We start from the raw sequence: 20,486 nt of genomic DNA, 5'->3' as shown, positions 1-20,486 counted from the left end.
TCTTATTTGCTAAAAATATTGGGTAATATTTAATTAAAACTACTAGCTGATTATCAGCGATTTACATTTGAATACGCCGGTAGTTTAGTAGGCTTATTTTAGAGGCGATTTACTAAACAAGTTGACGCTTAGCAATATTCGAATCCGCTGTAACGAAAAAAGCCCTTGTAGCTATTGCTACAAGGGCTTTTCCTGTCAATTAGCTTAGCATCAAGGAAAGTCAATTAAGGCGCCCTTGTGCGTTAAGCAATTTGATTACATCTGGTCTTTCACTACAGACACCGCTTCGCGCAACGTGATGTCCTTGTTCAAATTCTTAGTAAAGCGCGAAGCACGGTTGACTTGCACGGTATCCGTACCCAAAGCTCGCAGGTCAGCAGAAAGAGGAGCAATGGCTATAGGAGCCGCAGCTTTCTGCGCTGCCTCGTACTTATCCGACTCTGCTTTGTTGGTTTGCTGCTCAGCCCGGTAAGCCGTCAGCTTCAACGATACCTTGGTGTCGTCCTTGCGCTTGCGCATGCGCTGCGCTAAGTCGTTTACGAGACGGAAGCTTGGGCTAGCTGCTACGCGGGCCTGGCTGGCGGTACGTAGCTTTTCAGTGGCCGGAGCCTGCGCCCAAGCACGATAACGAGCCGGCGTAATTTCATCCCACTTCAGAGGATAATCCGACTCTTTCTCACCCTGGTCAAGGTAGCTGTAAGCATCCGGCAGGATGATGTCCGGTACAACGCCTTTGAACTGCGTAGAGCCACCGTTGATACGGTAGAATTTCTGAGTAGTCAGTTTCAACGAGCCAAAAGGCTTGATGCTGTTGAACTCGGCAGGAAGAGCATCGTCAAGATCGAAGATGCGCTGCACGGTTCCCTTGCCGTACGTGCTGGCAGAACCCATTATCACTCCCCGCTTGTAGTCCTGAATGGCAGCAGCCAGAATTTCGGAAGCCGAAGCACTATACTTATTCACCAGCACCACCAGTGGGCCGCTATATTGCACACGAGGGTCACGGTCGTTGAGGACGCTAGGAGCACCCTGTGGGCCTTTAACCTGCACCACTGGGCCGCTGTCAATAAACAAGCCTGCCATTTCCACGGCATCCTGCAAAGAGCCACCGCCATTGAAGCGCAGGTCAAGTACCACACCGGATACATTCTCTTGCTTGAGTTTTTCGAGTTCCTTCTTCACATCTTCGGCAGAGCTACGGCCGCCGTTGTCGTTGAAGTCCGCATAGAAAGTAGGCAGCTTGATGTAGCCTATCTTCTTGCCGCTCTCGTTGATAGTAGCCGACTGAGCGAAGGTTTCGGTGATTACCACCACATCGCGAATGATAGAGATGATCTTGGTGCTGTTATCCGGCTTCTTCACCGTTAGGCGAACCTCGCTGCCTTTCTTACCCTTGATCATCGTCACGGCCTTATCCAGACGCATACCTTCCACCGATACCGGCTCGGCATCAGCTTGGGCAACGCGGGTGATGATGTCGCCGGCTTTCAACTCACCTTGGCGGTAAGAGGCACTACCCGGAATGATGTCAGACACCTTGATCTGGCCGTCTTTTTCTTGCAACGATGCGCCAATACCTTCAAAGCGACCGGTCATAGCCTGATCGAAAGATTCTTTGTCGCGGGGGGCAAAATACTCGGTGTGCGGGTCATAAGTGTTAGCAATAACGTTGGCATACATGGCCAAACGGTCATTAGCGTCATTTTGAAGTAGGTCGTTGAACTGGTCATCGAAGTACTTTACCACACGCTTACGCGCTTCAATCTCCATTTCGGCGGGCGTGCGGGTAGGCTCAGAAGTGATAGATGCCGAAGGCGTGACATTGGTCGAAGCCAAGGGCTTGTCTTTCTTCTTGGATTGCGCGTCCATCATATCTGAGACGCGCACCATGGTCTGGTACTTCAAAAACTTGCGCCACTCTTCGCGTTGCGCAGCTTTGTCGGCTGCAAAGCTGGCTTTATCGGGCTCGGTTTCGAAGGCTTCTTCGGTGGTAAAGTCGAACGGCTTGGAAAGAATGTCGCGGTACAGAGCCTGGACATCTTTCACGCGCTGATCAAGAAGAATGTTGGTTTGGTCCATGAACTCGTGGGTGCCACGCTTCACTTCGTCATCAACATCGTTCTGAAACTTGGTACGGAGCTGGGCCACATCGGAGGCTAGCAAAAACTTTTTGTTTGCATCAACGCGCTTCAGATATAAATCGAAAACACGCTTGGAAAAAGTATCATCAAGCTTTTCGGGCTGGTAGTGCATGGTGGTGAGGCCTTGCAACATGGCCTGCACCAGCACGGCGTCTTTCTGAGGCGTCCGGGCATCACTACGACGGTAGAGCTTGTAGGAGGCCAACACGAAAACTGCCAGCACCACCGCGGCATACAAGCCTATCTTGATTCGGGGAAAAGACATGGAAATCAGATGAAATGGAGGAAAATCAATTGTAAGCGAGAGCCGCATTAGTATTTACGGCATGGTAGCAAGCCTGGTTAGACTAAAAACGCTGAACCTAGATGAATAAGTGCCATCAGGCGCTGCTATTCTATAGAACAAAGACAAATAAGCCGACTAAAAGTTGCCCACTTTTAAAGTTATAGAGGTGCTAAAAACGGGCCAGATTTTAAAATATGCTACTCTGACGGGTGCAGTAATTTACTGATTCTATCCAGACAAAAAAAGCCCCCTCCTAGATATAGGAGGGGGCTTTTAAGGATGAGCTACTTAGCGACTAGTACCGACGTACTTTGTCGCCGTTGCTGCGGCGGAATTCTTCTTCGAAGTAACGAGCATCTTCCTCGTTGCGTGGGTTTACACCCATCACGATGCCGCCATTTTTGATGTCGGACTCGTATTCTTTGGCGTGATCCTCAGGAATGCCTGAGCCTACCAGTGCGCCTACCAAGCCACCCGTCAGACCACCGGCACCCGCGCCAGCCAAAGCTGCTGCAATAGGACCAGCAATGATCAAGCCCAAGCCTGGCAAAGCTACCGAAGTACCAATGGCTGCAATGGCGCCAATTACGGCACCGGCTGTGCCACCAATGGCCGAACCTACGCCAGCACCTTCCATGGCCTTGTCGCCAAGCTCCGTGTCAGGCGTGTTGTCGCCGAAGTGCGTCTTGCGGGTTTCATCCGACATCAGCACGTTTACGTCTTCCTTGCTGTACCCGCGCGACGAGAGCGACTGGTAAGCCTGCTCGGCGCTGTTACGGTCGCGGAACATGCCGGTCATCATACCACCGCTGGTGGTAGAGCCAGTGCTGCTACCAGTTACGGCGTGGCCAGCATCGCTAGCTGCATTTTGTACGGCATCAACGCCAGCGCCAACCGTAGCACCTACCGAACCAGCCAAGGCAGCACCTTTTTGGGTAGCGCTGTAGTCATGGTTAGGATTGTTGTCAGCGCCCGTTACGCCGGAATCGCCAGTGCTTGAATTGCCGAGGTTGCCGCTCGAGGTGGCGTTGCTGCTCGAACCCGTAGACAACGAGCCGCTGCCAAAACCAGTGCCAGCATTGCCGGTACCATAGTTAGAGCCTGAGCCGGTACCGGTATTCATCGGGTTGTTCGATTCGTTGGTGTTCATGTGCGAGAGATTTAATTAGTTGAATAAGGTGGGAAAGGAAGCACCCGGTGCGTAAGTCAAGGTGGAGAGTACGCTTCAGATGTGAGTAGCTAAACGCGACCGTTCCAACAGGGTTACACATAAAATTAAGGCGTCCCTATTTTCCAACTATTTTACTCTTGCAAACTCGAGCTTCGACCCCACCGTTCGTAGTTGGCTTCGTCGTGCCAGAAGGTCCGGCATTCTCTGCGCATGTTTTTTAGGAAGTCTTCTTGCTGTTTGAGGGCGCGCCACTCGCCCATACCTAACCGCTCACAAAGCTTATAAAAGTTGTCGCCTTGCCCTTTCGAGCCTTCCACTTTTACCAAGCAGCTCAGTATCGGCCGACCAGCGTTGTACTCCTGTTCCGAAATTTCGGCTAGTAGCTCGTTCAAGCGGCCCTTTTCGTGCGAGATGTCCAGATTAAGGCCTAATTCAGCCTCCTGTACAAGGTTCAGGTAGCTGATAGTGCCTGCCTGATGGCGGGAAAAGCGGATTAAATGGCTGCGAATTCGGCCGAACATGGGCAGAGGGAATGGGTATTAAAAGATGGAAAGTACAAAAAAGCCCGTTGTTCCAGAATGGTATCTGAAACAACGGGCGGCGGTAACCCAAAACCGTGCCGAATAGGCTAAACTAGTTTCAACGTCCTTGACGGCGTCTTATTTCTTTTTGGATGAGAAGAAATTCGCGGCTGCTCTGGCCGGCAATAGCCGTGTTCTCATCGGCCCGGCGCAGCAAGTAGGGCATAACCGCGTCTACGGGGCCGTAAGGCACATATTTGGCTGTATTGTAGCCTGCGTGTGCCAGGTTGTAGCTTAGGTTGTCGCTCATACCATAAAGCTGCGCAAACCAAATACGCGGGTCGCCAGGCTGCATCTCATATTCGTGCATCAACTCAGTGAGCAGCTTGGAACTGGCTTCGTTGTGCGTGCCGGCACAAATGCTGATTCGGTCGACGTGCTGCACACAGTAGCGCAACGACTCATCGTAAAGGGCATCCGTTTCTTGCTTGGTCGGGTTGATAGGGTTTTTATAACCGCGCTGGCTGGCTACGCGAGCTTCTTTTTCCATGTACGCCCCGCGCACCAGCTTGCCGCCCAAGAAGTAGCCTTCCCGCTTGGCCACATCATGCGCTTCCTTGATAGCATCGAGCCGGTCGTGGCGGTAGAGCTGGTAGGTGTTCCAGACGATGGCCGACTCGCGGTTGTACTTGCGCATCATCTCGTAGGCTATGTTGTCGATGGTATGCTGAAACCAGCTTTCCTCGGCATCCACAAATACCCGCACGCCGTACTGATGGGCCCGGTGACAAATAGCATCTACGCGGGCATGAGCCCGGTCGTAGCTGGCTTGTTCGGCAGGAGAGAGGGGCTTGCCGGCCTGCATTTTTTCAAGCAGAAAGCTGCTGGCTAGGCCCGTAACTTTGAATACTGAAAACGGGATGTGGGTGGAGCGGTGCGCCAGGTCGAGCGTGGCCAGGATTTCGTCGCGGGTCTGGTCGAAGCTTTTGTCGCTGCTTTCGCCTTCCACCGAATAATCGAGAATGGTACCGACGCCGTAGCGGCCTAGCTCGGCAATGACGGGAACACACTCCTTAATGGTTTCGCCGCCGCAGAACTGCCGAAAAATCGAATGCTTGATAAGGAACTTGGAGCCTGGTAAATTCCACTTCAGGGCGGCTTTCATCATCCCGCCGCCAGTTTTTACCAGTGTATTATTGTTCATAGACGCGAACAGGGCGTACATCTTGCGCAACTCCGCATCCGACTTCGAGGCGAAAGCTACAGCAGTATTATCAAAAGAAACCGGCGGCGCTTGGGTTAAAGGCATAGGGTGTAGCTTTGGGCAGAAGTTTGTGGGCAGGCAAAGGTAGCCTTTAAACAAGATTTCAACCGGCTTGGTTGTCGTCCCGCTTATCTTGCACTAAACACAGTTCTTCGCGCTTTCATTCATTGCCTTTGTGGCAGTTCCCTTCTCTTTCTGTTCGTTTTCATGGAGACTTCTTTGGTGCCCGATACCTTCTTCACCCGCCGCCTCACTGCCAAAGGTAGCCCCTTGCTTATTGCGGGCCCTTGCTCTGCTGAAACCGAAGAGCAGGTGCTGGCCACGGCGCATGGGCTAAAGGCGCTCGGCCGCATCGATTTATTTCGGGCTGGTATTTGGAAGCCGCGCACCAAGCCGGGCGGGTTCGAGGGCATGGGTTCGGTGGCGCTGCCGTGGCTGCAACGCGTGAAAGCGGAAACCGGTATCCCGACCACTGTGGAGGTGGCTAATCCGCGCCACGTAGAGGAAGCCCTGGCCCACGGTATTGATGTGCTCTGGATTGGGGCCCGGACCACCGTAAATCCGTTTGCCATTCAGGAGCTAGCCGATGCGCTGGCCGGTACCAACGTGCCCGTGATGGTGAAAAACCCCGTCAACCCCGACGTAGCCCTGTGGGCCGGCGCGCTGGAACGCCTGGAACGGGCCGGTATCACCGATTTGGCCGCTATTCACCGGGGCTTCAGCACGTTTGCGCCCTCGCGCTACCGCAATGCTCCCACCTGGATTTTGCCCATCGAGCTGAAAAGCCGCTTCCCTCAACTGCCACTTATCTGCGACCCCAGCCACATCGGTGGCCGCCGCGACCTGCTACTGCCCATCGCCCAAAAGGCCCTCGACCTCGACTACGACGGCCTGATGATAGAAACGCACCCTGACCCCGACCACGCCCTCAGCGACGCCGCGCAGCAAGTAACACCAGAGCGGCTCGGTGAAATCCTGAATGAGTTGCAGTTCCGCTACCGCTCTTCTAACAACGCCGAGTACCTAAACAAGGCCGAGGAATTGCGCCAAAAGATGGACGAGGCTGACCGCGAAATAATGGAGGGCCTGGCCCGGCGGATGGCACTGGTAGGTGAGCTGGCCGAGTATAAAAAGGAAAACGACGTCAAGATCCTGCAGATGGACCGTTGGAACGAAATTTTCGAGTCGCGGCAGGCGTGGGCCCGTAAGCTCGGGGTAAACGAAAAGTTTATTGCCGAGCTCTACAAGCTGATTCACTTGGAAAGTATCCGGCGGCAGACCGAAATCATGCAGCGGCCAGAATAGCGCCGCTGCTAGTCGCGCTGGTAGGTTTTGCGGGGTGCGTCTAAGCACAAACCTTGATCTAGTACCAAGGTAGATGCCTCAAGGGTGTAGGCAACGTTTTCGGTGAAGATAGAGGGCGTATTCTTGAATTGGAGCACCGGAATCGCATCACCTGAGCATGTAGTCTTGCCCGTAGCAAAAGTGTACGTGCCGCGTGACTCCTCTTTGCCATCTGTGTAAAAAACTACCGTGCCATTCGTTGCAAACTCAACTACTTCGTTTGGAAGAGGACCAGGGCCACAGTAGCATTCCAAATTAGTTAGCTGCCAACGGCCAATAAGTGTAGCTGGCCCTTCAGCATCTTTATCCGACTTGCACGCGCTTAGGCTTACTAAGCTGAACGAAAGCAAAAAGGCGAAAAGCAGTTTCATGGCTTGCAAATGAGAGGGGTAGGAGGTCAAACGCTAGTAAGTAGTGAACAGAGGCATGGCGCAACAGGCGGCCACTAATTTTTCTGTAATAACCTAGTGTAGCTGTGCTCGAAAGGCTCGCCGTTGGAATCGCGCAATTGTAGATTGTTGCCCGATATAGTATACAATTGTGTACCCCGGTAGCCCCGATACATCAACACTTGGTCGGCGGGCCGACCAATTCCTAGCCGTTGGCGCTTCACCGAAAAAATTGTGGCGCTTACGAAGTTGCCGTCTTCGTAGAATCGGGCCCGTCCGCGCCGGTCGAACTCGACTACCACTCGGTGGCCGGTGCTGGCTGGCGTAATAACGGCTGAATTAGGAGAAGCCGTTTTCTGCCACTCCCAACGCCCAACTAATTGTTCCTCTGGTCTAGGTATCGATTCACGTTGGCAAGCAACCCATAGCGGAATAGCTAAGAGCAGCAAGGCGGCAGATAAGCCGCGTAAAGAGGAGATCATAACTATTATAGATTGTAAGTTGCAGAGGTATGAGTAAGGTGGAGGCTAGATGGTTGCATCTAAAGAATCTATATTTTGCGCCTTATTCATGATGAAATTGTCTTCAGCAAATGTTGTACCTGAACGGTCCCATTTCTTCTAAAAGGAATCAAACTTGAATAATATAGTTTCCATAGGCCCCGGCGCGCTACCAAGGCTGGCCGAGCTACTGCGTCAGCCCGCTGTTAGCCAGGTATTTGTATTAACGGATGCCAACACCAGCCGGTTGTGTTATCCGCTGCTGCGCTTTCACTTGCCCGAAGCACATTCTCTTATTGAGATTCCAGCCGGCGAGGAAGCAAAAACTCTGGACTCGTGTGAGCTAGTCTGGAACGAGTTAACTGAGCAGCGCGCCGACCGATTTGCGGTACTCGTGAACCTCGGCGGCGGCGTTGTGACGGACCTCGGCGGATTTTGTGCGGCGTTGTACAAGCGAGGAATTCGCTTTGTGCAGGTACCTACGACGCTGCTGGCACAGGTGGATGCCAGTGTGGGAGGCAAAACGGGTATTGATTTTCAGGGTTTGAAGAACCACTTAGGGGTTTTTCAAGAGCCCGCCGGCGTCTTTATCGAGCCCAAGTTTCTCGAAACTCTCGACCCACGCCAACTGAAGTCTGGCTACGCGGAAGTGGTAAAACATGCGCTGATTGCTGATGCTGACGCGTTTCGGGAGCAGCGGATCAACAGTGTCTTCATCGATGACTGGACCGATACCATCCGCCATTCAGTAGCGCTGAAGCAGGAAATTGTGGCGCAGGATCCGCTGGAAAACGGGCCGCGCAAGCTGCTCAATTTCGGGCACACGGTAGGGCATGCCTTGGAAAGCTTCCTGCTGGGGCAGCCGGGCCGTGAGATATTGCACGGTGAGGCAGTAGCTGCAGGCATGATCTGTGAGGCCTGGTTGAGCACTCAGCACGGTTTGCTAAACGAAACGGAGCTTGATCAAATCGAGACTTTCCTATTCTCGGTTTACGAAAAGGTGCAGTTTGTGTCTTTAGAAACCGAGGCTATAGCCGACTATGCCCGTCAGGACAAGAAAAACGTGGGGTCTACTATCAACTGCACCTTGCTCGAAAGCGTTGGGCACGGCGTCTACAACCAGCCCGTGACGGTAGCGGAAATAGCGGCGTCGCTGCGGTACTATCACCGGCTGTAATATTGCTCCCCCAGTAGAAGGCGAGTCGTTAGGGCGAGCAGACGGAGGAGAAGCGGATCAGCCGCTGTATAAGCTCGGAGCCGTCTGTTGAAACACATCTTTCACCTATTCACCAGCAGTAGCCTGGTGGTATATATTCAACTGCCATTAGCTCTTCAGTCAACCTTACCTGGCCTGGTGGCCCCTTGCGCGGAACAGCACAACTGCCGGCTTCGAAAAGCGAAAGTAACCGGGCCCTCATTTTGCAGGCGTTAGCCGGCGGGGGGCAGCTTGATAATCTCTCGGATGCCAACGACACGCAGCTTATGCAGCGTTTGCTGGCCGATGCCACGACTGAAGTGGTCGATGCTGAGGATGCGGGCACGGTCATGCGTTTTTTAACCGCCTACTTGGCTGTAACCAACCGCCATGCTCTGCTCACCGGCACCGCGCGTGCGCAGGAGCGGCCCATAGCCGTGCTGGTTGATGCACTGCGCCAGCTCGGGGCCGATATTGCGTATGAGAAAACGGAAGGCTACCCGCCCCTGCGCCTGCGCGGTTGGAAGCCCGTGGAAACCGACAAGCAGGCCGCCGACGAGCCTATAGAATTGAAAGTGCGCGGCGACATCAGCAGTCAGTACATATCGGCGCTGCTAATGGTAGGCCCGATGCTGCCCAATGGGCTCCGGCTCTGGCTTACCGGCAAAGTTGGCTCGCGCCCGTATATCCGCATGACTATGGCGCTGATGCAGCATTTCGGGGGCCAGTGCCGCGACTTGGGCACGGCGTTGGAAGCCCGCGCCGGCCGCTACCAACCCGCCGACTACACCATCGAATCGGATTGGTCGGCGGCGAGCTACTGGTATGCTATGGTGGCCCTGGCGCCCGCCGGCTCGCACCTTACGCTGCCGGGTCTGCGCCGTTATTCCTGGCAGGGCGACCAGGCCATTGTGGACATCATGGCGCAGCTCGGCGTAAGCACCGAGTACTTGGCGGATGGGGTGCGCCTGATGCAAACCACGCCTTCAGCCGGTTTTACGCAGGATTTCTCCGACTGCCCCGACCTGGCACAAACCGTAGCCGTAGTGGCTGCCGCCTTAAACGTGCCCGTGCTCATGACCGGCCTCGAAAGCCTGCGCATCAAGGAAACCGACCGGATTTTCGCCCTGCAAACCGAGCTAGCCAATTTCGGCGCTTTCCTCACCGAAGAAACCGAGGGCTTTTTCCGCGTATCGACCGAAAACTTCCATGTGAGCGGCCAAACGGTAGCCACCTACCACGACCACCGCATGGCTATGGCCTTCGCCCCGTTGGCCCTGCGCGGCCCGCTGACCATTGATTCTCCGCAAGTGGTGCGTAAGTCGTACCCGCAGTTTTGGGTGGAGCTGGAAAAAGCTGGCTTCATAATGTAACGCGAAGTTCCACTTCGCGAAACGTCCGCGCCGTTAGCAGGTCACTTAAGGTGCAGTCAAACAGTGCCTACGACTCGCGAAGTGGAACTTCGCGTTACATCTTCTAGAAATAAGCAGCCGAATGGCGCAGTCGGCTGCCGTACCAGCTGAACAACTCGCCATCTACAATGCGGATTTTTGCTGAAGGGCAGATAGCCTGAAATTCAGCCACGTGTTTTTCACCGAAAGGGTAAGGTTCCGAAGACAGAAGAATCTGTTGCGGGGCCGCGGCGGCCAGTTGTTCGGCCGTTACGACCGGGTAGCGGCCGAGGTGGCTGAACACGTTGCTGTACCCGGCGCGGCCCAACAAGTCGTTGATGAACGTGCCGGACGCGGCGACCATGTAGGGCTTGCGCCAAATGAAATAAGCGGCTGGAACCAAAGCAGTGGCAGCTGCTACTGCCGCAAAAGAAGCCGCTATTTCGGTGGCTAGCGCATCGGCTCGGTCCTTGCACCCGACGATGAAGCCTACCTTCCGAATCATATCCAAGGCTTCAGCTAGCGTGGAAATGTCACTCAGCCACACCGGATATTTCTCAGCCAGCTGCTCAATGCCATCCTGATAATTTTCCTCTTTGTTCCCTAAAATCAAGTCCGGCTTCAACGCCTCTATCTTCTCGAAGTTGAAGTTTTTGGTGCCACCAACTACAGTTGCTGACGTACGGGCTTCGGCTGGATGGAAGCAGAATTTGGTAACCCCAACCACCCGCTCACCCACTCCTAAATCAAACAACATTTCCGTTTGAGAAGGCACCAACGACACAATACGTTGCGGCGGAAACGACACCACTACGCGCCGGTTCATCTGGTCGGTAATATTCAGCGGAATCACGGATTTTTCGGATTTGACGGATTGCACGGATTTTGTAGTCGATGTGAAAGGGAGAACTGCAAGATCAAAGAACAAAAAACAAATCGGTGTACCAATTAAGCCCGAACACGCAAGGGCTTGAAAGGTGTAAGAGAGGCGTCAAAAGCGCGCTAACTATGGCTGCTCGTTCTGCGGAAGCCAAAACGGCCGCTCAGAACGAGCGGCCGCCGCATGACCAGCCACGCCAGCTAAGATGGTCTACAAAATCCGAAAAATCCGTCTAATCCGAAAAATCCGTGATTAGTGGAAGTACCGGAAGTCGTGGCCGTCTTCGATGCGCAGGAGCGTTTCGTAGATGAGCTTGGTTACGTTTTCTACGTCTTCTTTGTGCACTGTTTCCACCGTGGTGTGCATGTACTTTAGGGGCAGTGAAATCAGGGCCGAGGCCACACCGGCGCCGGAATAGGCAAAGGCATCGGTATCGGTGCCGGTGGCGCGGGTGGCGGCGGCACGCTGGAACGGTATTTCTGCCTCCTGCGCCGCCCGAATGATAAGGTCGCGCAGGTTATTTTGCACCGCGGGACCGTAGGTGATTACCGGGCCTTTGCCGCAGAACAGGTCACCGGCCGTTTTCTTCTCGTACATCGGCGATTGGGTGTCGTGCGTCACATCCGTGATGATGGCCACGTCGGGCTGGATGCGGTGGGCTACCATCTCGGCGCCGCGCAGGCCGATTTCTTCCTGCACCGCATTCACGATGTAGAGGCCGAAGGGCAGCTTGTTGTTGTTGTCCTTCAGCATCCGGGCCACTTCGGCAATCATGAAGCCGCCCACCCGGTTGTCGAGGGCCCGGCCCACGTAGAACTTGTCGTTGAGCACCATGAACTCGTCCTCGAATGTGACGACGGAGCCCACGTGGATGCCCATTTCTTCCACTTCTTCCTTGCTGGAAGCGCCGCAGTCCAGAAAGACCGTTTCAATAGTCGGGGCCTTGTCCTGGTCCACTTTGCGCACGTGAATAGCCGGCCAGCCAAACACCGCCTTCACGATGCCCTTGGCCGTGTGAATGTTCACCCGTTTGCTCGGTGCCACCAGCGGATCGGAACCGCCGTTTTTGCGCAGGTACAGGAAGCCTGACTCGGTGATGAAGTTGACGAAGTAGCTGATTTCGTCGGCGTGGGCCTCAATCACCACCTTGTATTTGGCCTCCGGGTTGATGACGCCGACCACCGTACCGTAGGTGTCTACGAAATATTCGTCGATGTAAGGCCTGATATAGTCGAGCCAGATTTTCTGGCCTTCTTTCTCGAAACCGGTGGGAGAGGGGTTATTGAGGTACTTCTGTAGGAAGTCGAACGATTCTGGACGCATACGCGAGAAAAAAGTAATTAAATAGACTTACTGGCTAACGTTCGGAACGCCAGCCCGAGTAGTATGCAGACTACGCCGCCCCATAGCAAGTAGCGGCTGGCTTTCTGAGGAGTAATATTCGTGTCGGGATTGTCGGCGACAGAGTGCCAGTCGCCGGTTAGCAGCGCGCCGAGCGTAAAGACGACCAACAGCGCCGCTAGCAGCCAGCGCCCCGCCCGGAACCGCAGCAGCAGCCCCACCACCAAGGCCAACAAACCCAAGCAAAAAAGAACGTTGCCGACACTCTGCCACTCCATAAGCTTGGGGTTACAACGGAATGTTACCGTGCTTCTTACGAGGTAGCGTATCTACTTTGTTTTCCAACATCTTAAATGCTCGAATCAGCTTCTGGCGCGTCTGCGACGGCAGGATTACCTCGTCCACAAAACCTCGGTGCGCGGCCCGGTAGGGAGTAGCAAACTTCTGCTGGTACTCGTCTACTTTCTCCTGAAGCTTGGCTTCGGGGTCGGCGGCAGCGGCTATTTCGCGCTTGAAAATGATTTCGGCGGCTCCTTTAGCACCCATCACGGCAATTTCGGCGGTAGGCCAGGCGTAGTTCATATCGGCCCCAATGTGCTTGCTGTTCATCACGTCGTAGGCTCCGCCGTAGGCTTTGCGCGTGATGACCGTAATGCGGGGTACGGTCGCCTCGCAGAAGGCGTAGAGCAGCTTGGCGCCATTGGTAATGATGCCGCGCCACTCCTGATCGGTGCCGGGCAAAAAGCCCGGTACGTCTTCCAGCACCAGCAGCGGAATATTAAACGAGTCGCAGAACCGCACGAACCGGGCGGCTTTGGTGCTGGCGTTGATGTCGAGCACGCCAGCCAGCACGGCCGGCTGATTGCCCACGATGCCAATGCTGCGGCCGCCGAGGCGGGCAAAGCCAACCACAATGTTTTCGGCGAAGTTCTGGTGCACTTCCAGGAAGGTGCCAGCGTCGATGATGCCTTCCACTACCTCCCGGATGTCGTAGGGCTGGTTGGGGTTTTCGGGAATGATGCTGTCGAGGGCCGGGCGAATTTCGTCGCCGGATTCGTAGGGGAGGGCAGGCGCCGTTTCTTCGCAGTTCTGCGGCATATAGCTCAGCAGCTGCTTGAGGTGATTAATGCACGTTACTTCGTTGGCGCACGAAAAATGCGTGACCCCGCTTTTGGTGGAGTGCGTGCTAGCGCCACCTAGCTCCTCACTGGTTACGTTTTCGTGCGTTACGGTCTTCACCACGTTAGGCCCCGTCACGAACATGTAGCTTGTGTCTTCCACCATCAGAATGAAGTCGGTAATGGCTGGCGAGTACACCGCGCCGCCCGCGCAGGGCCCCATAATAGCCGACAGTTGCGGCACCACACCCGAGGCCAGCGTATTCTTGTAGAAGATATCGGCGTAGCCCCCAAGGCTCACCACGCCTTCCTGAATCCGGGCGCCGCCCGAGTCGTTGAGGCCAATAACGGGCGCGCCGTTCTTCATGGCCAGGTCCATGATCTTCACAATCTTCTCGGCGTGGGTTTCGCTGAGTGAGCCGCCAAACACCGTAAAGTCCTGCGAGAAAACGTACACCAAGCGGCCATTTACGGTACCGTAGCCCGTTATTACCCCGTCGCCGAGGTAGTATTCTTTGTCGAGGCCGAAGTCTTTGGAGCGGTGCATCACAAACTTGCCGATTTCCTCGAACGAGCCTTCATCGAGCAGCAAGTCCACCCGCTCCCGCGCCGTGAGCTTGCCTTTCTTGTGTTGCGCATCGATGCGGACCTGGCCACCGCCAAGCAGGGCTTCCTGGTTTTTGCGTTCGAGGATTTCGAGTTTGCTTGAGTGGGCTTCCGCCTGCAGATCGGACATGGAGTGGGACTTCGAGTTCAAGTTTCAAGTACTAGGTCAGTAATCCAAAGGTAATGTACCCACATAGAAAAGCCGCACCAGATTTCGGGGCGGCTATTTGGCCTCGGCATACTGTTACGTCCGCTTTAGCAGCAGTTGAGGGCCAGTTCCAAACTGTTATTTTAGAGTTAAGACTGTGTGAGGCAATGCAGCTGTCGTTGATCCCAAAAGCGTTATTCCGATTTTTAAGATGCTTACTAGACGCTTTAAAAAATAAAACTGTCTCTAATATTTTTTACAACAAAGAAATATAGCTTTGTCTCGCTGTATTCTTTTTAACAACTCTTATATATCCAAGAGAAATTATTGATGTTACTAATAGCTTAGTATTGAACTTTATTATAAAAAAATATCATAAATTGCTTTTAAATAATTCCTTCACAATCTGCCTGAAAAAGGAAAGTAAAACAAAAACCCTGATACCTAATTTATTTATATTATGACGAATATAGATGGTTTCCCTCGTGTAAGTAATAAGATACTCATGCCCATACTGGTACTGGCTTGTATAATTCAGATACCAGCCTCGCTCATGATATCTTCCATCCCGACGGAAAAGAGCAACAAAATTATGAGTTTATTAGAGGTAGGGGTTTTATTTTTTATAATCATATCAATTACATCAATTGTATCAATAACGTTGGTTGAAAAAAATGATCAAAATTACACTAAAATTAAGTATAAGTTGATTATAATACTCTCTTCTGTAATGACATTCGTATGCTGCATTTTTAATGAGTTTTTTAGCACTTGGAGTCCAGGCTAAAACTTTCCACGCTGTTAAATTAAGTAGCTCGTCACTTCAAAAATTAAAAGACAATACCATGGGCCTAATCAAAGAACCAAAGAATGTGAATTTCTCTGCTAGGTCAGAGGCTTGGTCAGAAGAGGAGCTTGCAGACTTCCGACAGCTAATGCAGAAGTTGAAAGCCAAGAATGCGGCGGGAGCGAAGCGCAGAACACAAGCAAAACGTAAGCAACAAACGCTCTAGAACTACCGCTAACAAGACGCTGAAAGCATCAACAAAAAGCAGCCGGCTTCTTCACAGGAGTCGGCCTTGTCTATTTAAATCAAAATGTCAATTTGGATCACAGTTGGTGCTTCTGCAAGGTCAAAATTGTAAAGATCTGCCAAGCGTAATAGATTTTGGCAGTGTAACTACCAATAGCTGTATTATTGAAACGTCAACTGTAAAGTAATAGCCACAATAGAAGTATTAGTATTAATAAAAACCTTAGTTACAAACGCTTTTGTAAAGAAATGCAGCAACTTGGTTTACACATATTGTAATTTAGATAAGCGACAAACAATAAACTGTTATTTAACCGGAGAAGACATACCGACAATGTTAGACCAAATTTTTTGCGAACATATTGAATGGAAAATTGGAGAGACTCTAGAAGTCTTGCGGCGAACAGACGATAGGTTAAAGGGCTTCTGGTGTGACGGTGTTTTGCTTCCAGATATTGAAAGTACTTGTTCAAAAAAGCAGATCAATGACAAGCGGTACGTTATCATGAAAGCATTTACAGGAAAAACAGGCCAAGAAGAATACCAACTGACATTGGTATTTGGTAAAAAGGCTTTGAGTAGATACGCAAGAGACTTGCGCTTAGAAGAGTGTGTACTCGGCCCTGAAGACAGCGGCTGGCTCGAAGTAGATACTGTAAAGAAGAAAATGGTACTTCAACTTGCCTGAAAGTGCGCACAGCTGATATCGTATGTAAAAAAGACTGACAAACTGCCTTTTCAATGGTAGGATACGTATTAATTAAATAATTACGGATAAACCAATAATTTTAAATATGAGCTAGGACGCAGTGAGGCTTTTACTTCAAGGTATAGAAAAGCCACACCAAGTTTTGGAATGGGTAAGTTATCTGGAATACTATGATTGGGAGGCAACATTAAACTATTATCTTTAAGTTGTAACTGCATAATAATAATACAGACATAAAGCACAACTAAGATGACACAAATCTCATTCCTGGAACTTATCGGACAAATTTGTAAAAGACCTTCCATGTTTACTGGAGGATCTGTTAAGGAAACTCTTGCATTTATAAATGGATACAGATCGGGAAACTCGACACCAATAAGCGGGAGAATTTTTGATCGATACGTTTGTATTCGTAATTCATTTCCTGATAATTATGTTTGGAATTATGTAATAAAAACGTGTTCAAAAGACAAAAAAGATGCTTTGCGGATGGTAGAAGAAATTATCACAGAATTTGTGCAGTTAAAAGAACGGATGTCTGACAATGAATTAATTCAATATGCGAGTAAGCAATTAGGTGAGGAGAGTGAAGCAGAAAAAATATTCAGACAGTTTGATAAGGCTCTTTTAATCGGAGATGAATCATTGATTAAACAGTTAATTGAAGAGCATGCAAACGCAGGAATCTTATGGGAAGGGGCTTATCCGGAAGATATTGCAATTCAATTGAATGAAATTTCAGATGCGCAAAGTATCAGGAGTATACCGATTTCAAAAAACGGGAATAGGTTAGAGATAATTTCACAAGGATGGCCATTTCCAATTGAGATGAATTATGCAAATGGAGAATGGCGAATAAATGCAGAAAAAATAATCAAGTTAAGGATGAGTACTAATCGTAGCTGATAAACAAAAACGGCCGGCTCCTCTACAGGAACCGGCCGTTTCTATTTCAAGCAAGTCGCTTACTTCTTGGAATCAACGTCGTCGCTTGGCTCGGGCTTTTCAGCTGGCCGCTCGTCGCTGGCAAGGTTCTGCGGTTCGTTGCTCTTGCTTACTACGAAGGTTAGCTCCTCGCTGCCCTCCGCGAAGTCGGCGGTGATGACGTCACCTTGCACAAGCTCCGCTTTCAGGATTTCCTCGGCAATCGGATCCTCGATATACTTCTGGATAGCCCGGTTAAGCGGACGAGCACCAAACTTAGGATCATAGCCTTTCTCGGCAACGAAGTCCTTGGCAGCTTCCGTCAGCTCAACACGGTAGCCGAGTAGCTGAATGCGGCTTAGCAGCTTCGACAGCGAGATGTCGATGATCTTGTGGATGTCTTTCTTCTCGAGCGAGTTGAAGACAATCACATCGTCCAAGCGGTTGAGGAACTCGGGTGAGAACGTCTTACGCAGGGCGTTGGTGATGGTGCTCTTCGTCAGCTCATCCAAGTTGTCCTGCCGGGCCTTCGTGCCGAAGCCGATACCCGCACCGAAGTCCTGCAAGTCGCGGGCACCGATGTTGGAGGTCATGATGATGATGGTGTTGCGGAAGTCCACCTTGCGGCCAAGGCCGTCGGTTAGGATACCGTCGTCAAGCACTTGCAGCAGCAAGTTGTACACATCGGGGTGCGCCTTCTCAATCTCGTCGAGCAGGATAACCGAGTAAGGCTTGCGGCGGATTTTCTCCGTCAACTGACCGCCCTCTTCGTAGCCCACGTAGCCGGGAGGTGCGCCCACCAGGCGCGAGATGCTGAATTTCTCCATGTACTCCGACATGTCGATCCGCACCAGCGAATCTTCTTTGTCGAAGAGGTAAGTAGCCAACACCTTAGCCAGCTCCGTCTTACCAACACCCGTTGGGCCAAGGAATACAAACGAACCGATTGGCTTCTTAGGGTCTTTCAAGCCCACGCGAGTGCGCTGGATGGCTTTCACCAACTGCTTGATAGCTTTGTCTTGGCCGATAACCTTGCCTTGCAGCTCTTCGCCCATGTTCAAAAGCTTAGCGCTTTCGTTCTGCGCGACACGGCTAACCGGAATACCGGTCATCATAGCAATTACCTCGGCTACGTTTTCTTCCTTGACGGTGTAGCGCTTCTTCTTGGTTTCCTCTTCCCAATCCTTTTTAGCTTGGTCGAGTTGCTCCAACAGCTTCTTCTCATTGTCGCGGAGCTTGGCAGCTTCCTCGTACTTCTGAGATTTCACCACGCGGTTCTTTTCGGTCTTAATGTTCTCGATGCTCTCTTCGAGCTTCAAAATATCCTCGGGAACCACAATGTTGTTGATATGCACGCGGGCACCAGCCTCGTCCAGAATATCAATGGCTTTGTCTGGCAAGAAACGGTCCGACATATAGCGGTCCGACAGCTTCACGCATGACTCAATGGCCTTATCGGTGTACACCACATGGTGGTGGTCCTGATACTTGTCTTTGATGTTGTGTAGGATTTCGATGGTTTCCTCGGGCGTGGTCGGGTCAACCATTACCATCTGGAAACGACGAGCCAAGGCACCATCTTTCTCGATGTACTGACGGTACTCGTCGAGGGTGGTAGCACCGATGCATTGGATTTCGCCGCGGGCCAGCGCAGGCTTGAACATGTTGGAAGCGTCCAGCGAGCCCGAAGCTCCGCCAGCACCTACAATCGTGTGCAACTCGTCGATGAACAGAATCACGTCGGGCGACTTTTCCAGCTCGTTCATCACGGCCTTCATGCGCTCTTCGAACTGCCCACGGTACTTGGTGCCGGCCACCAACGAGGCCAAATCCAGCGTCACGACGCGCTTGCCGAACAGTACGCGCGATACTTTCTTCTGGATGATGCGCAGCGCTAGGCCTTCGGCAATTGCCGTTTTACCAACACCAGGCTCACCGATCAGGATCGGGTTGTTCTTTTTGCGGCGGCTCAGGATTTGAGCTACGCGCTCAATTTCTTTTTCACGACCTACAATCGGGTCGAGCTTGTCGTCCTCAGCCAGTTTGGTGAGGTCGCGGCCGAAGTTGTCGAGCACCGGAGTACGCGACTTTTCGGTGCCTTTCTTGGGCGTAGCGCCAGCACCGGCACCGCCGCGGCCTGCACCACCCCCAAAGAGGCGGTCGTTGTCGTCGTCATCGGCCTCGGGGCCGTTGGTGGGGTTGTTCGCCGTGTTACCGTGGTAGTCCAGCGAATCGCGCACAGATTCGTAGTTCACGTTGAATTTGCTGAGGATTTGAGACGAAATATTGTCTTCATCGCGCAAGATTGACAACAGCAGGTGCTCGGTGCCAATGATTTCGCTCTTGAAGATTTTAGCTTCGAGGTAGGTAATTTTGAGGACTTTCTCGGTTTGTTTCGTCAGGGGGATAGAGCCGGTAATGCTCGTGCCCTGCGTGGCCGTATTGCGAGTAGCTTGCTCGAGGGCGTATTTAAGCTCGTCCACTGATACACCCAATTTCTTGAGCAAACCAATAGCCGTGCCTTCCCCTTCGCGAATCATGCCCAACAATAAGTGTTCGGTACCGATATAATCGTGCCCGAGCCGGATGGCCTCTTCCCGGCTCAGAGAGATGACCTCCTTGACTCGATTTGAGAATTTAGCTTCCATGCAGATAAGGTAGTGAAGAAAAACGGAACCCCGCAAGCGCAGTTAGAGCGTTTTCCGGCGGGTTGGGCCGTAGTAATCTGAAAACAGATATAAACGGGCGATGGTTCGGGCCGGCGGTAACACTACGCGAGAAAGTTGCCGGCAGCCGGGCCCTGCATAAACAACAGGTCGAGGATGCTAAGCCTTGGTACAAAATCTTTACCAAAGGTCTGCGCGTAGGGTTGTACCGACTTCCTGTCAGGTTCGGATGCCACCGAAGCCTTCGGTGTCAGGGAATCACGGCAGTCAAGGAGCGATGGGGTAGCTAAATAACTGAGTGAAGGGGCAGGAGGAACATAATCGGTGGTAAACTCCACAGGAGTCCGCAACCGCAGGCAGCGCAGGTAGAAGCGCAAAAAGGCAAGATTGAGGTCGAAAAGGCGTTGGTGCTTTTGTACGTAGATATCGTGCAGATAGTCGGCGTAGTATTCGAAATATGGTGTGCCGCCGTAAGCAGTTTGGATGGTTCGCCAGTGTTGGTGCACCCAATTCTGCCGGTAGTCAATTTCAATTTCGGCGGTTTTCACTTTCACGCTGCGGTTGCCATCTACGACCGGAACAGTAAGAGGTTTGACGCCTTGTGCCGTCAGGATAAGGCAGCGGTTGCGGTAGGTTTGCTTGCGGTAGTGTTCTTGGGTTTCCAGTCGCAATGCCTCAGCCCCAATGATTTCGGCGAAAAACGAGGTAGGTGGGTGGTATTGAGATTCAAAAAGTACGATAGGCATTGGAAACATGCAAAAAGGAAATCACATCCGGTTGTTGAGGTAGTTGGTATCTGATAATGCGTAATTAGGATACCAGATAATCAGCTACTAGTTTAAATTTTACTATTAATTAC

The 20,486-nt window shown here is 52.0% G+C and carries 18 protein-coding genes; 6 read left to right on the top strand and 12 right to left on the bottom strand.

What is annotated here, in order from left to right; genetic code table 11:
• Positions 1-255 precede the first annotated feature (255 nt).
• From VF639_RS13235 to VF639_RS13220, 4 genes are all read right to left on the bottom strand, one after another.
• Positions 256-2,406 (bottom strand): carboxy terminal-processing peptidase, encoded by a 2,151-nt coding sequence (locus VF639_RS13235; protein ID WP_331146387.1) that lies wholly within the window; start codon positions 2,404-2,406, stop codon positions 256-258.
• 316 nt (positions 2,407-2,722) lie between these two features.
• Positions 2,723-3,577 (bottom strand): hypothetical protein, encoded by an 855-nt coding sequence (locus VF639_RS25375; protein ID WP_414654718.1) that lies wholly within the window; start codon positions 3,575-3,577, stop codon positions 2,723-2,725.
• A 152-nt stretch (positions 3,578-3,729) separates the two neighbouring features.
• Positions 3,730-4,119 carry a hypothetical protein gene (locus VF639_RS13225; RefSeq protein WP_331146386.1) on the bottom strand — a complete coding sequence of 130 codons (390 nt, stop codon included), beginning with the start codon at positions 4,117-4,119 and terminating at the stop codon, positions 3,730-3,732.
• Between the two features lie 118 nt (positions 4,120-4,237).
• Positions 4,238-5,428 (bottom strand): proline dehydrogenase family protein, encoded by a 1,191-nt coding sequence (locus VF639_RS13220; RefSeq protein WP_331146385.1) that lies wholly within the window; start codon positions 5,426-5,428, stop codon positions 4,238-4,240.
• A 162-nt stretch (positions 5,429-5,590) separates the two neighbouring features.
• Between VF639_RS13220 and VF639_RS13215 the strand changes: the two genes are divergently transcribed.
• On the top strand, positions 5,591-6,688 hold the full coding sequence (locus tag VF639_RS13215) for a chorismate mutase (RefSeq protein WP_331146384.1): 1,098 nt from the start codon (positions 5,591-5,593) through the stop codon (positions 6,686-6,688).
• 8 nt (positions 6,689-6,696) lie between these two features.
• Here the strand turns inward: VF639_RS13215 and VF639_RS13210 are convergent, their stop codons facing one another.
• Positions 6,697-7,098 (bottom strand): hypothetical protein, encoded by a 402-nt coding sequence (locus tag VF639_RS13210; RefSeq protein WP_331146383.1) that lies wholly within the window; start codon positions 7,096-7,098, stop codon positions 6,697-6,699.
• Between the two features lie 74 nt (positions 7,099-7,172).
• Positions 7,173-7,598, bottom strand: coding sequence for a hypothetical protein (locus tag VF639_RS13205; protein WP_331146382.1), 426 nt, complete (start codon positions 7,596-7,598; stop codon positions 7,173-7,175).
• Between the two features lie 154 nt (positions 7,599-7,752).
• Here VF639_RS13205 and aroB point away from each other — a divergent pair, with 154 nt between their 5' ends.
• Positions 7,753-8,793 carry a 3-dehydroquinate synthase gene (gene aroB, locus VF639_RS13200; protein WP_331146381.1) on the top strand — a complete coding sequence of 347 codons (1,041 nt, stop codon included), beginning with the start codon at positions 7,753-7,755 and terminating at the stop codon, positions 8,791-8,793.
• Positions 8,794-8,978: 185 nt separating this feature from the next.
• Entirely contained in the window at positions 8,979-10,184 is a 1,206-nt protein-coding gene (locus VF639_RS13195; RefSeq protein WP_331146380.1) for a 3-phosphoshikimate 1-carboxyvinyltransferase, read from the top strand.
• A 103-nt stretch (positions 10,185-10,287) separates the two neighbouring features.
• Here VF639_RS13195 and VF639_RS13190 read toward each other — a convergent pair whose 3' ends face one another.
• From VF639_RS13190 to VF639_RS13175, 4 genes are all read right to left on the bottom strand, one after another.
• On the bottom strand, positions 10,288-11,082 hold the full coding sequence (locus VF639_RS13190; RefSeq protein WP_331146379.1) for a helical backbone metal receptor: 795 nt from the start codon (positions 11,080-11,082) through the stop codon (positions 10,288-10,290).
• Between the two features lie 252 nt (positions 11,083-11,334).
• Positions 11,335-12,405, bottom strand: coding sequence for a M42 family metallopeptidase (locus VF639_RS13185; RefSeq protein WP_331146378.1), 1,071 nt, complete (start codon positions 12,403-12,405; stop codon positions 11,335-11,337).
• Positions 12,406-12,422: 17 nt separating this feature from the next.
• Positions 12,423-12,701: a hypothetical protein gene (locus tag VF639_RS13180; RefSeq protein WP_331146377.1), complete on the bottom strand. Its 279-nt coding sequence runs from the start codon at positions 12,699-12,701 to the stop codon at positions 12,423-12,425.
• A gap of 10 nt (positions 12,702-12,711) precedes the next feature.
• On the bottom strand, positions 12,712-14,277 hold the full coding sequence (locus tag VF639_RS13175) for an acyl-CoA carboxylase subunit beta (protein WP_331146376.1): 1,566 nt from the start codon (positions 14,275-14,277) through the stop codon (positions 12,712-12,714).
• A gap of 773 nt (positions 14,278-15,050) precedes the next feature.
• On the opposite strand from VF639_RS13175, the gene VF639_RS13170 reads away from it, so the two are divergent.
• The 3 genes from VF639_RS13170 (at position 15,051) to VF639_RS13160 (ending at position 16,943) form a co-directional block, all read left to right on the top strand.
• Positions 15,051-15,308, top strand: coding sequence for a hypothetical protein (locus tag VF639_RS13170; protein WP_331146375.1), 258 nt, complete (start codon positions 15,051-15,053; stop codon positions 15,306-15,308).
• Between the two features lie 354 nt (positions 15,309-15,662).
• Positions 15,663-16,016, top strand: a complete 354-nt coding sequence (locus tag VF639_RS13165; protein ID WP_331146374.1) for a hypothetical protein — start codon at positions 15,663-15,665, stop codon at positions 16,014-16,016.
• A 270-nt stretch (positions 16,017-16,286) separates the two neighbouring features.
• On the top strand, positions 16,287-16,943 hold the full coding sequence (locus VF639_RS13160; RefSeq protein WP_331146373.1) for a hypothetical protein: 657 nt from the start codon (positions 16,287-16,289) through the stop codon (positions 16,941-16,943).
• Between the two features lie 59 nt (positions 16,944-17,002).
• On the opposite strand, the gene VF639_RS13155 is transcribed toward VF639_RS13160, so the two are convergent.
• Both VF639_RS13155 and VF639_RS13150 read right to left on the bottom strand, forming a co-directional pair.
• Complete coding sequence (locus VF639_RS13155; RefSeq protein WP_331146372.1) at positions 17,003-19,609, bottom strand: ATP-dependent Clp protease ATP-binding subunit; 2,607 nt, start codon at positions 19,607-19,609, stop codon at positions 17,003-17,005.
• 122 nt (positions 19,610-19,731) lie between these two features.
• Positions 19,732-20,373, bottom strand: coding sequence for a WbqC family protein (locus tag VF639_RS13150; RefSeq protein WP_331146371.1), 642 nt, complete (start codon positions 20,371-20,373; stop codon positions 19,732-19,734).
• Positions 20,374-20,486: the final 113 nt, after the last annotated feature.

The organism is Hymenobacter sp. (assembly GCF_036387835.1).
In the GTDB taxonomy this organism is placed as follows: Bacteria; Bacteroidota; Bacteroidia; order Cytophagales; family Hymenobacteraceae; genus Hymenobacter.
The sequence above is the reverse complement of the archived record's forward strand: the minus strand, read 5'-3'. Positions and strand labels throughout refer to the sequence as shown.

Bases quoted from the DNA above. Each gene is read 5' to 3' on its own strand.
- VF639_RS13150 (WP_331146371.1), bottom strand. From the start codon at position 20,373: ATGCCTATCGTACTTTTTGAATCTCAATACCACCCACCTACCTCGTTT.
- VF639_RS13180 (WP_331146377.1), bottom strand. From the start codon at position 12,701: ATGGAGTGGCAGAGTGTCGGCAACGTTCTTTTTTGCTTGGGTTTGTTG.
- VF639_RS13170 (WP_331146375.1), top strand. From the start codon at position 15,051: ATGAGTTTTTTAGCACTTGGAGTCCAGGCTAAAACTTTCCACGCTGTT.
- VF639_RS13160 (WP_331146373.1), top strand. From the start codon at position 16,287: ATGACACAAATCTCATTCCTGGAACTTATCGGACAAATTTGTAAAAGA.
- VF639_RS13205 (WP_331146382.1), bottom strand. From the start codon at position 7,598: ATGATCTCCTCTTTACGCGGCTTATCTGCCGCCTTGCTGCTCTTAGCT.
- VF639_RS13225 (WP_331146386.1), bottom strand. From the start codon at position 4,119: ATGTTCGGCCGAATTCGCAGCCATTTAATCCGCTTTTCCCGCCATCAG.
- VF639_RS13220 (WP_331146385.1), bottom strand. From the start codon at position 5,428: ATGCCTTTAACCCAAGCGCCGCCGGTTTCTTTTGATAATACTGCTGTA.
- VF639_RS25375 (WP_414654718.1), bottom strand. From the start codon at position 3,577: ATGAACACCAACGAATCGAACAACCCGATGAATACCGGTACCGGCTCA.
- VF639_RS13235 (WP_331146387.1), bottom strand. From the start codon at position 2,406: ATGTCTTTTCCCCGAATCAAGATAGGCTTGTATGCCGCGGTGGTGCTG.
- VF639_RS13175 (WP_331146376.1), bottom strand. From the start codon at position 14,277: ATGTCCGATCTGCAGGCGGAAGCCCACTCAAGCAAACTCGAAATCCTC.
- VF639_RS13215 (WP_331146384.1), top strand. From the start codon at position 5,591: ATGGAGACTTCTTTGGTGCCCGATACCTTCTTCACCCGCCGCCTCACT.
- VF639_RS13210 (WP_331146383.1), bottom strand. From the start codon at position 7,098: ATGAAACTGCTTTTCGCCTTTTTGCTTTCGTTCAGCTTAGTAAGCCTA.
- VF639_RS13185 (WP_331146378.1), bottom strand. From the start codon at position 12,405: ATGCGTCCAGAATCGTTCGACTTCCTACAGAAGTACCTCAATAACCCC.
- VF639_RS13165 (WP_331146374.1), top strand. From the start codon at position 15,663: ATGTTAGACCAAATTTTTTGCGAACATATTGAATGGAAAATTGGAGAG.
- VF639_RS13155 (WP_331146372.1), bottom strand. From the start codon at position 19,609: ATGGAAGCTAAATTCTCAAATCGAGTCAAGGAGGTCATCTCTCTGAGC.